The sequence below is a fragment of the Sulfitobacter sp. G5_S2_6_S6 genome (assembly GCF_054968505.1).
Genome location: NZ_JBQKUI010000011.1, coordinates 24,268 through 38,650, shown reverse-complemented (window position 1 = coordinate 38,650; position 14,383 = coordinate 24,268). Strand labels below are relative to the sequence as shown.

The following is a 14,383-nucleotide window of genomic DNA, read 5'->3' as shown; positions in this document are numbered from 1 at the left end:
GGCTCGGGTGGCTCTGCTACGGCAACCCTCGCCTGCGCTGCGCCAATGCCCGCAAGCGGGCTGCCGCGGAAAACTCCGGTTGATCGATGTCGATCTTGTTCAGCGTGGTTGCGATCAACAGGTCCGACAGCCCCGGCGTCGATAGATCCGTTTCGCCATTTTCGATCTGTGCGCAAAGACGCGCGGTCAACGCGTCCAGCCCGCCCGTGGCACCCACCAGCGCCGACAGCATCCGGGCTTCCTCGCTTTCGGACGGTTCCGCCCCGATCTGGCGCCGGACCAGTTCAACCGCGCCTGCCGCGACCTTGGCCTCGAACCGGGCATGCGCAGGCAGTGCATCCGCAGCGGTGTCACGCAGCCATGCAGCAACGGCCGCCAAAATCGCGTTGGGGCTTGGCTGGTCCTGCATCATGCGGCCCCTTCCAGCAGATGAAGCAACAATATCGCTTCTGTTTCCGAGGCGCGCCGCGCGATCACATGACGTTCCACGCTGGTGTCAGTACCTTCGCGCACCCACGCGGCCATCTCTTCGATGATGACACCCCACCGCAACGCCGACAGAATTTCCCACCACCGCACCGTAGCCGGATCGACAGGATCACCCCCTGCCGCTTCATACCCTGCAAACAAATCCTCGCGACGGCCCAAACCGCCAACGGGATCGGCATTACCAAAGCGCCAGCTTTCCATGCAGAGCCAACCCATGTCGGCCATCGGATCACCGATATGCGCCAGTTCCCAATCCAGAACACCGCGCATCCCTTCAGGGCCAAACATCAGATTGCCCATGCGGAAATCCCCATGCACCAACTTTGGCGCGCGCGGCTCTGGCGCATTTTCGGCCAGCCAGCGCAGCGCAAGCGAAAAGACAGGGCGCGCGGCACCAAATGCGCGGTGTCGATGGCCAAGATCATCCAACACCTCGCGCGGAGACAGCACGGGAATGGGCAGGCCAGTCGGGTCGCTCTGGTGAATTCTCGCCAGAATTTTACCGGCCTGACGGGCGAACTTCGCCCGCGCCGGGGTATAGCTGTCGTCGCGCAGGATGCGATGGGGCAGCGCCTCCCCGTCGATGCGCAGCATGACAAAGCCTGCACCGATGCCGTCATCTGGCGTCAGCTCATGTTCGATCTGTGGTGCGGGCACGCCTGCTGCAGCCACGCGTTTGATCACTCGGGCTTCGGCCGCCATGCCGATGCCGGTGCCGCCCGACCGCGCCGCGGCAGGTTCGCGGCGCAAGATCAAGTGGTACCCCTGCCCACCATCCATCTGAAAAGACCAGGTTTCCTGGCTGGCCCCGCCCGATAGCCGCCGCAGCCCCTTGGTACCCTGCGCCGCAGGATCGAGGGTGGGCACCAGCCGCGCCAATCCGTTCTCGAGGACCGTCTGAGGATGCAAGATGTCTTGTGCTGCGTTCAATTCACCTGCCGCTCGCGGCCCTCCCAATAGGGCGCGCGCAGGTCGCGCTTAAGCAGCTTGCCGGACGCATTGCGCGGCATCACATCAATGACGTCAATCGCCTTGGGACATTTGAATGCAGCGAGCTTACCGCGCATCCAAGCCAGCACTTCTTTCTCGTCAAGGGTTGCATTGGGCTTGAGCGTCACAACCGCCCGAACGGCCTCGCCCCACTTGGGGTCAGGCACGCCAATCACAGCTGCCTCACTGATGGAGGGATGCGCATATAGGGCGCTCTCCACCTCGGCCGGGTATACATTTTCGCCGCCGGAAATGATCATGTCCTTGATGCGGTCGTGGATGAACAGGTAGCCGTCCTCGTCAAGATAGCCCGCATCGCCCGACAGCAGCCAACCGTCGTCGCGCAGCGTCTTGGTCGTCGCCTCCGGGTTCTTCCAGTATCCCAGCATATTTGCCGGTGCCCGGACGGCCACTTCGCCGATCTCGCCAGCTTTGACGGGTTCCCCGTCTGGGTCGAAAATAGCGATTTCACACCCCATCGCGGGCCGCCCGGCGCTACGCATCCGCTCGGATCCCTCGGGCACGTGGTCCTCTGGCGGAAGTATCGCAATCGTGCCCGTCGTCTCCGTCATGCCGTAACATTGGATAAACTGGCAACCAACGACTTCGATTGCCTCTTTCAGTAGCGGCAGGGGCATGGGCGCAGCACCGTACATCACGGTTTTGACGCAAGAAAAATCGACGCGCTTTGCTTCTGGGTGCTGGATGACGATCTGCAAGGCAGCAGGCACTACGAACAGCTTTGAAACGCGCTCTGTGTGGATTGCACCAAGGGCCGCTACAGGGTCAAACTCTCGGAGAATGACGCTGGTGCAGCAGTTCACAAAGGCGATTGTCCAAAAACCAATGCCGCCGATATGCGCCAAGGGCATCGCAACAAACCCAATATCCTCGTCGTCCCAGTGGTCATAGATATGTTTGACGGCCAGGGAGTCCAGTTTCGGCTGTAGCAAGTTACTGTGGCTCAGTAGCACGGCTTTCGGCACACCTGTGGTGCCGGATGTAAACAAAACCATAGCCGGATCATGCGTTGAAGCGCGGTCAACAACAGATTCGCTCGACTGAGCATCACGCCATGCCTCGTATGTTTCCCAAGGTCCATCGCCCTCCTCCATAGCGAGGATCTGAATGTCCGGAAGTGCTGCGCTGATTTCCTTGATCGCTTCCGAGAACTCAGGCCCGAAGAAAAGCATCTGTGGCGGGTATTGGCGTAAAATCTCGATGATCTCGGCAGGTGCAAGCCGCCAGTTCAAGGGCGCGAACATCCCACCGACGCGCGTCGCGCCGATGAAAATCTCGAAGACGTGGTCGCAGTTTTTCCCAAGGTAAGCGACGACTTTGGCGTCGCCCGCGTCCAAGCCGTGTGCAACCTGATCGACGTGACGATCAAAATCCTTGAAGGTCGTATCGCGCCCTTCAAACCGATTGCAGATCTTGTCAGGTGCGCGCTGTGCAGCGCTTCGTGCGACCGCGCTAATCGAGCTCATTGCCTCTGGATCAATCATCTCGTCTCCTCCCGACGTTACCGACATCCTCATGGCCCGGCGGACGGTACCGCGCTGCGACACTGCCTTCTTGGTATGCGAAAACGTCGCGCTTAATTACCAATCGTGATGAGCGACCTCCCAGACCAAACACATCACATAGGCATATTAGCTACGCAGTTAAGTTGCGCCTGTAAAGCGGTAATCGTGTAGTTAATGAGGTTTTTGAAACCATGCTCCACCGCTATAAAGAACAGTAATATCACAAACCCTAATGCGATCCCCTAGCCGATCTCGTCGCAAAGGAGGCGGGACTGGCAAGCTTCAATGGCTTCTTGGCGTGAAGTGCGACCGAATCGTCCGTGACATTCTGATCGGTACTGAGTAATAAAGCTCTACCTACAGGAGTTAGTTGAGCAATGAATTCAAAGGTACCCGCAGTCACCGCACCACTCGAAGAACGTGCGTCAACAAGAGATGATTTGCTCACCGCCGCAAGCGAGCTCATGTGTGAACGGGACACCTTGCTGGTGCCCATTATCGATATTGCGGCGAAAGCTGGGGTGAACTCTGCTTTGGTGAAGTATTACTTTGGCAACAAAAGCGGCTTGATGCGGGCCCTTCTTCACCGAGATCTGGCGGAAGCGGTCACCCAGCTTGAAGCCTTGGTCGAGATGGACATGCGCCCGACCGCGAAGATGCGGTACCACCTTTCCGGTCTCGTCAACATGTACTTCAAATACCCTTACTTACAGCGCCTGCTGACCGCGACGATGCGCGACGAAACCGAAGAAGTCAGACGGACCATGATAAAGTCGTACATCGAACCGATCCATGACGCCTACAAGCGGATGATTTCCGAAGGTGTGGCAGCAGGAGAGTTCCAATCTGTCGACTACAAGTTTTTCTACTTCATCGTCATTGGCGCTTGTGACCAGATATTTTCGTCCCGAGAAGTGCTGAACTATATGCACGGCGTCGATAGAATTGATGACGACATACGCCGCTCCTATACGGAGCAGATGATCGCGGTCATCTTGGGCGGCCTAATGGCGCGTAGCTGATATCGCGGAGGTGAGATAGCCACACCTCCGCACCACATTTCTACGCTTTGGCAGTGGCGAGAGATTTGCCGACCGCACGGAAGTGATACTCACTATCTCCGAACAGCGCATTGATTGTCAGGATCCGCTTGTGGAAGTGACCTATGCTGACCTCGTCCGTCATACCGACGCCGCCATGGGTCTGGATCGCTGCTTCGCCAATTTCTCGTCCCAATGTGCCGATCTGCCCTTTCAGGATCGAAATATCCGGCGCGCCTGCCTGTCCGGCATCCATCAGCGCCGTCGTGTACAAAAGGCACGAGCGGGCCTTTACATAGGCGATCTTCATATCCGCCAAGCGGTGCGAAATGGTCTGAAACGTGGCGATAGGCGTGCCGAACTGTTTGCGCGTCGATGCATATTCGCTTGTCAATCGCAGCAAGGCCCCCATAGCGCCCACGGCTTCAGCGCAGAGCGCGACGATTGCCCTAGAGATCAGTGTTTGCAGTACGCTATGGGCATCTTCGGCGATCCTGCGCTCGGACGGGATTTGAACCGCATCGAAGGTGATATGCGCGGCGTGGCGGCCGTCAATGGTAACGAAAGATGTAATGCTGACCCCTTGCTGTTTTGGATCGACCATAAACAAAGATAGGCCATCCTTGTCAGGTGCCGTGCCGCGCGTTCGTGCCGATACGACAAGCGCGTCGGCCTGCGCGCCCCCAAGGACCATCCGCTTTTCACCACTCAGCGTGAATCCCTCCGTCGCCTCGGTTGCGGCCAATGAAACAAGTGCCGGATCCGCGGTCCCCTTGCCTTCCTCATGGGCGAAGGCTGCCGTTTGCTCACCCGTTATGATTTTGGAAAGTTGCGCTTGCGCTGCAGGGCTATCGGATTGCCCCAGACAAGACCCCGCCAGCAGGATCGAAGAAACATAAGGCTCGATCAGCAGATGCGCCCCAAAGGGTTCAGCCACAGCAACGACATCCGCCATCGACCCACCAAACCCACCAACCTCTTCGGCGAAAGGCAGGCCAAGAATACCCATCTCGGCCAGTGCCTGCCAAATCTCGGGCGACCACGGGCGGCCGGATTGCAGCATTTTCTGACGGGTCTCGAAATCATAGCTCCGCTCCAATAGGCGCTTCACGCTCTCTTGCAGCATCTTCTGTTCGTCGGTCTGAGAGAAATCCATCTGAGTACCCTTTCAAGCGATCGGCAGGCTGCGTGCGATCAAGTCGCGCTGAACCTCATTGGTGCCCGCGTAAATCGTGGTCGCACGGCTGTTGAGGTAAAACGGCATAGAAATCAGATCCAGCTCGGTCCCCATCGGATCCACACCCGACCCCACGGTCAGCGCGTCAAGCTGCATGGACAGACCCTCAAGCCCGGCCACCCGCGTCATCATCACCGACACACGTTGGATCAGTTCCGAGTTCATGGTCTTGGCAATCGAAGGCAGCGCGGGATCGTTGACCATCTCCTGACCGCTCATAATCAGCCACTCGAACTGGGCCAGCGTCGCGACATCCGCGTACAATGCGCCCAGGTCGCACTGGAACACCGGGTCGTCAGACAGCTTGCCACCAAAGGGGGATGTTTCATCCTGCGCCGCCTCGGTGATCCGTTTCAGATAGCGGACCAGAACGGGGCTGTTGGCCGATCCGTTGCGTTCATGTTTCAGCAGATGTTTGGCAACGCTCCAGCCCTCGTTTTCGGCCCCGACCCGACCGGATTGCGGCACACGAACATTGTCGAAAAACACCTCGCAAAATTCCGCATGACCATCCAGCCCCTTGATCGGGCGAATATCCATTCCGGGAAAGTCGGTTCTTTCCAGCAGCAGAAAGGTGATGCCCTGCTGTTTCTTGCCCTCGCTGCTGGTGCGCACCAACATGAACATCCGGTTCGATTTATGGGCGAAGGTTGTCCAGATCTTGCTGCCGTTGATGATGTAATCGTCCCCATCCGCAACCGCGCTGCATTTCAGTGATGCCAGATCGGAACCGGAGTTCGGCTCCGAATACCCTTGCGTCCAGTAATCCTCGCCCGACAAGATCCGGGGCAGGTATTTGGCCTTTTGCTCTTCGGTGCCAAGGTCGATCAACAACGGCCCCACCATCTTGAGCGAGTTCGGCAGCAAGGGCGGCAGATCCCGCTTGCGGTATTCTTCCTCGAAAATGGTGCGCTGCTCGGCGGACCAGCCCGTACCACCATATTTCTCGGACCAATCGGGCGCGGCCCAGCCTTTTTCGTTCAGAATGGCCTGCCAAGCTGCCCCTTGTTCAAACGGTGCAAAGGCGCTGGTGGTTTTACGCCCGGCTTCGCGGATCGCGTCGGTGGGGGCCGTGTCCAAGTAGGCTGCCACCTCTTCCCGGAACGCGTCCAGTTCCTCTTTGGTCTGGGTCGTCATCCTGCAATCCTCCTGAAGAAATTCGTCCGAAACGCGCCGGATTTACTTTTTGGTGAAGGCGGCGATCCGCTCCGCCATGTCCGGGCCGATGCCGGCAGTCTCCATCACTTCCCACTGCAATCCCGCATCCATCGGGCGCACGTCTGTCGCTTCAAGCAATTGCTTGTTCGCGGCATGGGAAAACGGAGAATTGGCGATGATGCGGGCAACCAAACCTTCGATCTCGGCGTCGAACTGATCAAGCGGAACCGCATACTCGGCCAGCCCGATCCGCACCGCTTCATCTGCGTCGATCATGTCCGCCGTGAACATCAGCCGCTTGGCTGTTGCGATGCCCACACGCCGGGGCAGCCGCTGGCTCATCCCCCAGACAGGGGTCAGGGCCCATTTGGCGTGGGTATCACCGAAACGGGCTGTATCCGCCGCGACGATGAAATCGGCGGCCAGCGCCACTTCGAGCGCGCCGGTGTAGCAATGCCCATGCACCGCGGCGATCACCGGCTTTGGCAGCTTTTCCATCAGCCGCAAGGTCTCGGAGTGCCACCCGGCTGACGGCACATCCTCCCCCTCGGCAATATCGCCAAGGTCATGGCCCGCCGAAAAACACTTGCCCGCGCCGCGCAAGACAACGCAACGGACCGCGTCGTCATCGCGCAGATCAATAATATGCTGGCGCAGCTCCTTGAACAGCGAGACGGTCAGAGAGTTCAACTTCTCCGGCCTGTTCAGCGTCAGAACCGTCCAACCGTCCTTGTCCTCGCGTAGTACCAATTCAGCCAATGTACTCTTCCCTTTCTCAAACCGTCGACTCTTACGCAACCAGTCGTGCAAGCCGTGTAGAGATGATGGATTCTGCGTCCGCCACGATCCGCGCGATCAATGCCTCGCAGGTGGGGACGTCGTTGATCAGCCCTTGCACCTGCCCCGCCCAGATCAATCCTCTGTCGAGATCGCCAGACATCAAAGCTTCGCGGCCTTTGACACCGGAGACATAGGGTTGGACATCGCCAAATTCGGCACCCGGTTTCGAGCCGATCTCGACCACCATGTCAGAGACCGAGTTTTTGGCAACGCGGCCCGTGTTCTTGAACCCCCGGAAAATCAGGTTGGTGTCCCGTTCCCCGTTCGCCACCAAAAACTGTTTAACCTTCTCATGGATCGGCGCTTCTACCGTTGCACAGAACCGCGTTCCCATATTGATCCCGTCGGCCCCCAAGGCCAAAGCAGCGGCAAGCCCGCGGCCATCGCCGAACCCGCCTGACGCAAGCAAAGGCACATCAATCTGGTCAGCGGCAGCAGGGATCAAAACCAGACCGGGCACGTCATCTTCGCCCGGATGGCCCGCACATTCGAACCCGTCGATAGAGATGATATCGACACCCATCTTGACCGCCGAAAGCGCGTGACGGACCGAGGTGCATTTATGCAGGATCGTAATGCCATGGGCCTTGAAATCCTCCACATGCTCCTGTGGCCGCCCCCCTGCGGTTTCCACGATCTTGACCCCCGCTTCGATGATTACACGGCGGTAGTCGCTATAAGGCGGCGGGTTCACCGATGGCAGCACGGTCAGGTTCACGCCAAACGGTTTGTCCGTCATGGTTTTGCAGCGCTCGATCTCTGCGGCCAGGGCGTCAGGCGTCGACTGGGTCAGGGCAGTCAATATGCCAAGCCCCCCGGCATTCGAAACCGCGGCAGCCATCTCGGCGGTGCCGACCCACATCATGCCACCCTGTACAATCGGGGTTTCAATCCCCAGCATTTCGGTGACCCGCGTATGAAGAGCCATCAGAATACCCCCGCTTTCATAATGGTTGAATTCAAACTGAAACGGACAGGGCTCATTCGCCCTGCGCCTTTTTCCAATCCCGTTTGACCTTTTTGGCCAGCGACCATTTGTGCACTTCGGTCGGGCCGTCATAGATCCTGAACGCGCGCACTTCGCGGAACACCTGTTCGACGATCGTATCGCCAGTCACGCCCTGCCCGCCCATTACCTGAACGCATCGGTCCGCGACCCGCATCAGCGCCTCGGACACAGCCACCTTAGTCATGGAACTTTCGACCGTACCCAACTCGCCCGTATCCAGCACGTCCGCGCACCAGTAAACCATCTGCTCGGCCTGCTTTAGGTCGATCATATTCTCGGCCAGCATAAAGCCGACACCCTCGTGATCCACCAGCGGTTTGCCAAAAGCCATACGCCGGTTGGCATAGTCGCTCGCGATCTCATTGGCGCGGATCGCCGCACCAAGCCAGCGCATGCAATGGGTCAGACGCGCAGGCGACAGACGCACCTGAGCATAGCGGAAACCTTCACCGCTTTCCCCCAGCATCTGGCTCGCAGGGACCCGCAGATTGTCGATGTTGATGACCGAATGTCCGCCGATCATTGAATCGTCAATGGTGTCCAGCACCCGCTCAATCCGGATCGCGGGATCAGGCAGATCAACAAGGAACATGCAGGCCCCGTCCTCGGATTTTGCCATGACAATGCCAAGCCCCGCCCCATCAGCGCCGGTGATCAGCGTCTTGCGCCCGTTGATAACCCAGTGGTTCCCGTCCATCTTGCAGGTCGTCTGCATCATCATCGGATCAGACCCGGCACCCCCTTCGGCAGCGGGCTCCGTCATGAAAAAGGCGGATCGCATCTTGCCTTCGACCATCGGTGCTAAAAACCGCTCTTTCATCTCGGCCGATCCGACCTTGCCCAGCAGATACATGTTGCCCTCGTCGGGCGCGCCCACGTTGCAAGCGACCGGACCGAGCGGCGACAGGCCCGACCGGATCAACACACATGCTGTTTCAAGGTGGGTCAGATGCGTGCCGTCCTCGAGGATATGGGGCGTCATCACCCCCGCCTGTCGGGCCGCCTCCTTCATCTCGTCGCCAAGCGCTTCTGTCGGGCCGTGGCTGTTGCGGCGGCCGTCCTTTTCATAAGGAACGATCTTGTCGCGAACGAAAGCCTCTACGCGGTCGGCGATTTCCAACGCCCGTTCGGACATCCGGCTGTTATCGAGGGTAAAAGTCATTTTCGGTGATCCAGTTCTTGTCATCAGAGCGGTGAGTCTGGGCGTTATATGCTGCCCCAGCAAGCTTTAACGCTCAGTTCCAGTATTCGTCCTTGAGCTTTCGTTTGGTCAGCTTGCCTGTCGGTGTTCGCGGTAGGTCGGTGCGAAAGTCGATGCTTTTCGGCGCTTTGATCCGGGACAGATGAGAGCGGCAGTATTCCATCAGTTCCTCTGACTTTGCCGCCGACGGGGCGACACCATGTTCAAGCTGCACGACCGCCTTAACCTCTTCGCCCATTTCCTCGTTGGGAACGCCAAACACCGCGACATCTGCAACGTCAGGATGGCACGCAAGCAGATCTTCGGTTTCTTGCGGATAGATGTTCACGCCACCGGAAATAATCGTGTACGACGCACGGTCTGTGAGAAAAAGAAACCCTTCCTCGTTCACATGGCCGACGTCCCCCAGCGTGGAACACCCGGGACGCAAGTAAGCCTTAGCGGTCTTATCGGGATCTGCGCGATAGGAAAATTCGATACCGCTGTCGAAATAGACATCGCCTATCTCTCCGGCAGGCAACGCCCTGCCGTTCTCATCGACCACAAGTATGTCACCAATCAGGGAACGCCCCACTGTGCCCGGATACTTCAGCCAGTCATCCGAGGTCGATACGGTTACCCCATTTGCCTCGGAACCTGCGTAATATTCGATCAGGATCGGACCAACCCAATCCAGCATCTGTCGCTTGATCTCTTGCGGGCAAGGTGCTGCCGCGTGGAAAATCACCTTTAGCGAGGAAAGGTCATATGCCGCGCGCTCAGCACGGGGTAGACGGAGCATCCGCACAAACATCGTTGGCACAACCTGAGTATGTGTCACCCGGTGTCGACCGATCAGTCGAAGCATTTCGCTGGCGTCGAACCGCTCCATGATAATTGATTTGCCACCCAGCATGACCGCCATCATTGATGTGCGCAAAGGGGCTGCATGATACAGAGGGGCAGGAGACAGATAGACGCTTTGGTCGTTCATATTCGCCATCGTTTCACACAGCACCGTCATCAGCGGCGGTATGACCGTTTCGATTGGCTGGCGGGTGAATTCGCGCACCACGCCCTTGGGCCTCCCCGTCGTACCTGACGAATACAACAGGTCCGCGCCCACCGTCTCGTCTTGGATCGGATCACTGGGCATATGGCGCACAAAGGCGTTCCAGTCCATTTCCGGGTCGTCGCATTTCCCGCTCACATAAATTCTAACATCCGGACAAGCACTTTGGATTGCAGGAAAAAGCTCCGCATATTTGGAGGAAAGCACCAGCACTTTCGCTGCGCAATCGCCTACGATATAACTGATCTCGTTCGCAGTCAGATGGCAGCTTATGGCGGTGTAGAACACCCCCGACCGCTGAGCTGCCCATGTGAGAACAACAAAATCCAGACAGTTTTCAAATAGTAGTGCAATGTTTTCGCCGGCTTCCACTTGCAGTTTCCGAAAGCCATGCGCGGCCCGGTTGGATCGCTTGTCCAGCTGCCCAAAACTCAGGGTTTCGCCGCTACCTGCCATTTCATAGGCAATTTTATCAGGATCAGTTTTGGCCGTGTAGGATGGATGCTTCATGACGTAACCACAGCGTTTTCCGGTGCGCCGGGCATCTTGCCATCTTCACGATTTGCGCCGCTTTGACTGCTGCAGTGAACCATTATCCCCTCCCAAGGCACGGTATCATAGAACATCGACGGGTGAAGAATCCTCCTCCAACGCCCCGACTTTGCACTAATTAACTGCTGAATTAATATATTTCAAGCATTGCTTTATCATCCGCTGTAGGTTTAGGATTTTACACAAAATATTCATAAGAAACAGCACTCGAACTCACAGCATCAAAGCCACATCTAAGTGCCCGATTAATTCGAAGCTAAACCCAAAGCGCCCGCCAACCAAAGAAGGTTACCTATGCCAAATATCCACGTTATCGCCGTCATCACAGCCCGGCCAGGACAACGCCAAGCACTTCTGGATCTATTCAATAAAAACGTCCCTACCGTAAAAGCTGAAGCAGGATGCATCGCCTACCAGGCCACAGTCGACGTAGAAGGCGCAGGACCAATGCAGGCGGAATTTGGGCCAGATACATTTGTCGTCGTTGAACAATGGGAGAGCATGCAGGCGCTAGGGGCACATGCTGCAGCACCACATATGAAAGAGTATAGCAAGCAATCCAAGAACATGGTCGCCGATAGTAAAATCCACATTCTGTCGCCCGCATAATCATGGGCGCAGCCCACGCCACGCCATTTTCGCGCCCTGTACCCCAGACGATCCTGCGGAGCGGATTTAGTTGAATGCGCTAGCTTGATAGGCTTGGCCCTCACGCATCAACTGACCTAGGCCCCAAGTCCCCTCGACCTTAGCGCCGAGTGCTGAAGTTTGATGCTTTCAATGAATCCGTTCTGCTGGGGCTTCCTGGCGCAACGAAGTGCTAACTGATGCGTATATGCGGATAGTGTCCCAGCAGGTGGTCTAATTTGTTCTCCGGCTGGATGTTGAGCCGGTTTAAAGGCCGGCGATTTTTGCCGGGTCCATGATGTTATTTTCGCAGAGGGTCGACATTGAGGGCCATTAACCGGTCGGCACCGAAACCCAGCATCTCGGCCAGAACTTGGTGGTCCGCAGTCTCCGAAAGAAGCGCTTTCAACGCTGCTGTTTCTGATATCATGTCCTTGGTCATGGGGTTCTTTTTGATTGGTAGGTTAGGTGTGCCACCCAAACCCTACCGGAGAACGTCCTCGGTCGTCCAGCAAACCGCGTGGGCTTCGCCTAAGCTACGCGTGGCTCCACTCAGCCCGCGCTACCCTCGGAACTACACCAAGCCTAGGGACACTAACCCCTGAAGTTGCACACCGGATTTGCAACGTACCGGCATAATGCGCGAAGCCGGAAATTGTGGATTTCGTTGTGTGAAATTCTAAGAGATCCGCGACATCGCAGAGTTGACGGGGTATGACCTCATCAGCCTTAGATAGCGCAACTGTATGTTAATGTTAACTAATTACCCGCTCAGAGATGCAAATCATAAAATACTGGACAACTGACCAGTTCGTCTGTTCAGATGTCGAATAGCATCAAGGGTCGCCAGTGGAGGGGCAGTCCTTGATAAAAATGACTTGGGAGGAGTCGATCATGAACAGCGAAAAGAACCAGACAAGATACGCAGCCGTTGCACAGGAATTTGACGCAGGCCGTATTTCGCGGCGTGACTTTATGCGCAAGAGCGCAGCACTCGGGGTGGCCGCTGCGGCACCTCTTGCACTAGGGGCCAGCCATGCCAAGGCGCAAGCAGCCGAAAAATATGATTACATCATTATCGGTGCCGGCTCTGCGGGTTGTGCCCTTGCGGCGCGCCTGTCGGAGGACCCGGACAAGAACGTGCTCGTGCTTGAAGCAGGGCCTGCGGATGAAAACCAGTTTATCCACATTCCTGCTGCCTTTCCCAATCTATTTCAGACCCCGCTAGACTGGGCTTACCGCAGCACGCCACAAAAGCATTCCGCCGATATTCAGCTGTATATGCCCCGAGGAAAAGTTTTTGGAGGGTCAAGCTCGATCAATGCGATGATCTACAAGCGGGGCAATCCGGTCTGCTATGATGCTTGGGGGGCAGAAAACCCCGGCTGGAGCCACGCAGATGTCTTGCCGCTGTTCAAGCGGTCGGAAAATAACGAACGCGGTGCCGATGATCATCACGGCACAGGTGGCCCGCTGAACGTAGCGGACCTGCGCGACCCTAACCCAGTGACGCTCGCGATGGTCGATGCCGCTGTAGAGGCGGGCTATCCAGCGCAGCCCGATTTCAATGCGGGCACAGAGCAGGAAGGGTTCGGCCTGTATCAGGTCACGCAAAAAGACGGGATGCGAAATTCGACGGCCGTCGCTTTCTTGCACCCTGCCCTTACGCGCGACAATCTCGCGATTCAGGCCGAAGCCCATGTGCACAAGCTCCTTGTCGAAAATGGCCGCTGCGTCGGTGTGCGCTTTAAAGCAGGTGACGAGATGCATGAGGTCATGGCGGAGGCTGAAGTCATCCTGTCGGCAGGATCGATCGGCTCACCCCAGATTTTGATGCTGTCGGGCATTGGATCACGCAGCGCCCTGACAGAGCTGGGGATCGAGGTGGTTCATGACCTCCCCGGTGTTGGTCAGAACCTTCAGGAACACCTGATGGCACCGGTTGCCCATGTCTGCACGCAACCCGTAACCCTCGCCCATGCGACTGAGCCTGAGCAGGCCGAACTGCTCGCCAAGGGCATGGGAATGCTCACGTCGAATATTGGCGAAGCAGGCGGATATCTGACGGTTATGCCGGACGCCCCTGCCCCTGATCTACAGTTTCATTTTGCCCCGACCTGGTTCATCTCGGACGGTGCTGGCAATCCAACGGACAGCGAAGGCTTTACCATCATGCCAAGCCTCGTTGGTACGAAGTCAGTGGGTGAAATCACGCTCGCGTCAGCCAACCCAGAGGATGCGCCGCTGATCAACCCGAATGCGCTTGCCGAAGCTCAAGATCTGGAAATTCTGGTCGAGGGGGTCAAGATCGCGCGTAAGATCATGAGCTCCCCTGCGCTGGATGATTTCCGTGGCGAAGAGCGCTTTCCGGGGGTGGATGTCCAAACCGATGACGAAATTCGAGCCTATTTGCGGGCCAATATCCAGACGATCTATCACCCTGTGGGCACCTGTAAAATGGGGTCCGATGACATGGCTGTGGTCGGTGCCGATCTAAAGGTTCATGGGATCGACGCGCTGCGCGTCGCGGATGCGTCTATCATGCCGACGATCGTCAATGGCAACACGAACGCCGCCGCCATCATGATTGGCGAAAAGTGCTCTGATCTAATCCGGGCCTAACTTGGCTTACCCCTCGCGACCTCGGGCAACCGAGGTCGCGA

Annotated in this window: 12 protein-coding genes and 1 pseudogene; 3 read left to right on the top strand and 10 right to left on the bottom strand. The window is 57.4% G+C overall.

Translation table 11 applies throughout. The features are described 5' to 3' along the window. Positions 1-16: 16 nt before the first annotated feature. From ACTRWK_RS15300 to ACTRWK_RS15290, 3 genes are read right to left on the bottom strand one after another with little or no spacing between them, the layout of a single operon-like run. Positions 17-409 carry a DUF6285 domain-containing protein gene (locus ACTRWK_RS15300; RefSeq protein WP_037942193.1) on the bottom strand — a complete coding sequence of 131 codons (393 nt, stop codon included), beginning with the start codon at positions 407-409 and terminating at the stop codon, positions 17-19. Next, entirely contained in the window at positions 409-1,419 is a 1,011-nt protein-coding gene (locus ACTRWK_RS15295; protein WP_289081858.1) for a phosphotransferase family protein, read from the bottom strand. Before ACTRWK_RS15295 ends, ACTRWK_RS15300 begins: the two co-directional genes overlap by 1 nt. Next, positions 1,416-3,047, bottom strand: a complete 1,632-nt coding sequence (locus ACTRWK_RS15290) for a long-chain-fatty-acid--CoA ligase (protein WP_289081859.1) — start codon at positions 3,045-3,047, stop codon at positions 1,416-1,418. The genes ACTRWK_RS15295 and ACTRWK_RS15290 overlap by 4 nt, the downstream gene beginning before the upstream one ends. A 335-nt stretch (positions 3,048-3,382) precedes the next feature. Here ACTRWK_RS15290 and ACTRWK_RS15285 point away from each other — a divergent pair, with 335 nt between their 5' ends. Next, complete coding sequence (locus ACTRWK_RS15285) at positions 3,383-4,027, top strand: TetR family transcriptional regulator (RefSeq protein WP_289081860.1); 645 nt, start codon at positions 3,383-3,385, stop codon at positions 4,025-4,027. A 40-nt stretch (positions 4,028-4,067) separates the two neighbouring features. On the opposite strand, the gene ACTRWK_RS15280 is transcribed toward ACTRWK_RS15285, so the two are convergent. The 6 genes from ACTRWK_RS15280 to ACTRWK_RS15255 form a co-directional block, all read right to left on the bottom strand. Beyond that, on the bottom strand, positions 4,068-5,201 hold the full coding sequence (locus tag ACTRWK_RS15280) for an acyl-CoA dehydrogenase family protein (protein WP_289081861.1): 1,134 nt from the start codon (positions 5,199-5,201) through the stop codon (positions 4,068-4,070). Positions 5,202-5,213: 12 nt separating this feature from the next. Continuing rightward, the gene (locus tag ACTRWK_RS15275) at positions 5,214-6,419 is read right to left on the bottom strand and encodes an acyl-CoA dehydrogenase family protein (RefSeq protein WP_289081862.1); all 1,206 of its coding nucleotides are present in this window, start codon (positions 6,417-6,419) and stop codon (positions 5,214-5,216) included. A 42-nt stretch (positions 6,420-6,461) separates the two neighbouring features. After that, positions 6,462-7,199 carry an enoyl-CoA hydratase/isomerase family protein gene (locus ACTRWK_RS15270; protein WP_289081863.1) on the bottom strand — a complete coding sequence of 246 codons (738 nt, stop codon included), beginning with the start codon at positions 7,197-7,199 and terminating at the stop codon, positions 6,462-6,464. A gap of 31 nt (positions 7,200-7,230) precedes the next feature. Then, positions 7,231-8,208 (bottom strand): NAD(P)H-dependent flavin oxidoreductase, encoded by a 978-nt coding sequence (locus tag ACTRWK_RS15265; RefSeq protein ID WP_037942205.1) that lies wholly within the window; start codon positions 8,206-8,208, stop codon positions 7,231-7,233. Between the two features lie 52 nt (positions 8,209-8,260). Then, positions 8,261-9,451 carry an acyl-CoA dehydrogenase family protein gene (locus ACTRWK_RS15260; RefSeq protein WP_289081864.1) on the bottom strand — a complete coding sequence of 397 codons (1,191 nt, stop codon included), beginning with the start codon at positions 9,449-9,451 and terminating at the stop codon, positions 8,261-8,263. Positions 9,452-9,524: 73 nt separating this feature from the next. Further along, positions 9,525-11,051 carry an acyl-CoA synthetase gene (locus ACTRWK_RS15255; protein ID WP_462844037.1) on the bottom strand — a complete coding sequence of 509 codons (1,527 nt, stop codon included), beginning with the start codon at positions 11,049-11,051 and terminating at the stop codon, positions 9,525-9,527. 336 nt (positions 11,052-11,387) lie between these two features. Here ACTRWK_RS15255 and ACTRWK_RS15250 point away from each other — a divergent pair, with 336 nt between their 5' ends. Beyond that, positions 11,388-11,702, top strand: coding sequence for a putative quinol monooxygenase (locus tag ACTRWK_RS15250; protein WP_260005915.1), 315 nt, complete (start codon positions 11,388-11,390; stop codon positions 11,700-11,702). A gap of 328 nt (positions 11,703-12,030) precedes the next feature. Here ACTRWK_RS15250 and ACTRWK_RS15245 read toward each other — a convergent pair. Beyond that, positions 12,031-12,162, bottom strand: a pseudogene (locus ACTRWK_RS15245) (IS256 family transposase); the annotation flags it as partial. A gap of 452 nt (positions 12,163-12,614) precedes the next feature. On the opposite strand from ACTRWK_RS15245, the gene ACTRWK_RS15240 reads away from it, so the two are divergent. After that, positions 12,615-14,342 (top strand): GMC family oxidoreductase, encoded by a 1,728-nt coding sequence (locus ACTRWK_RS15240; protein ID WP_462844036.1) that lies wholly within the window; start codon positions 12,615-12,617, stop codon positions 14,340-14,342. Positions 14,343-14,383: the final 41 nt, after the last annotated feature.

Excerpts from the sequence above, each read along its gene's own strand:
- ACTRWK_RS15250 (WP_260005915.1), top strand. The coding sequence starts at position 11,388 with ATGCCAAATATCCACGTTATCGCCGTCATCACAGCCCGGCCAGGACAA.
- ACTRWK_RS15275 (WP_289081862.1), bottom strand. The coding sequence starts at position 6,419 with ATGACGACCCAGACCAAAGAGGAACTGGACGCGTTCCGGGAAGAGGTG.
- ACTRWK_RS15280 (WP_289081861.1), bottom strand. The coding sequence starts at position 5,201 with ATGGATTTCTCTCAGACCGACGAACAGAAGATGCTGCAAGAGAGCGTG.
- ACTRWK_RS15240 (WP_462844036.1), top strand. The coding sequence starts at position 12,615 with ATGAACAGCGAAAAGAACCAGACAAGATACGCAGCCGTTGCACAGGAA.
- ACTRWK_RS15255 (WP_462844037.1), bottom strand. The coding sequence starts at position 11,051 with ATGAAGCATCCATCCTACACGGCCAAAACTGATCCTGATAAAATTGCC.
- ACTRWK_RS15260 (WP_289081864.1), bottom strand. The coding sequence starts at position 9,451 with ATGACTTTTACCCTCGATAACAGCCGGATGTCCGAACGGGCGTTGGAA.
- ACTRWK_RS15265 (WP_037942205.1), bottom strand. The coding sequence starts at position 8,208 with ATGGCTCTTCATACGCGGGTCACCGAAATGCTGGGGATTGAAACCCCG.
- ACTRWK_RS15285 (WP_289081860.1), top strand. The coding sequence starts at position 3,383 with ATGAATTCAAAGGTACCCGCAGTCACCGCACCACTCGAAGAACGTGCG.
- ACTRWK_RS15300 (WP_037942193.1), bottom strand. The coding sequence starts at position 409 with ATGCAGGACCAGCCAAGCCCCAACGCGATTTTGGCGGCCGTTGCTGCA.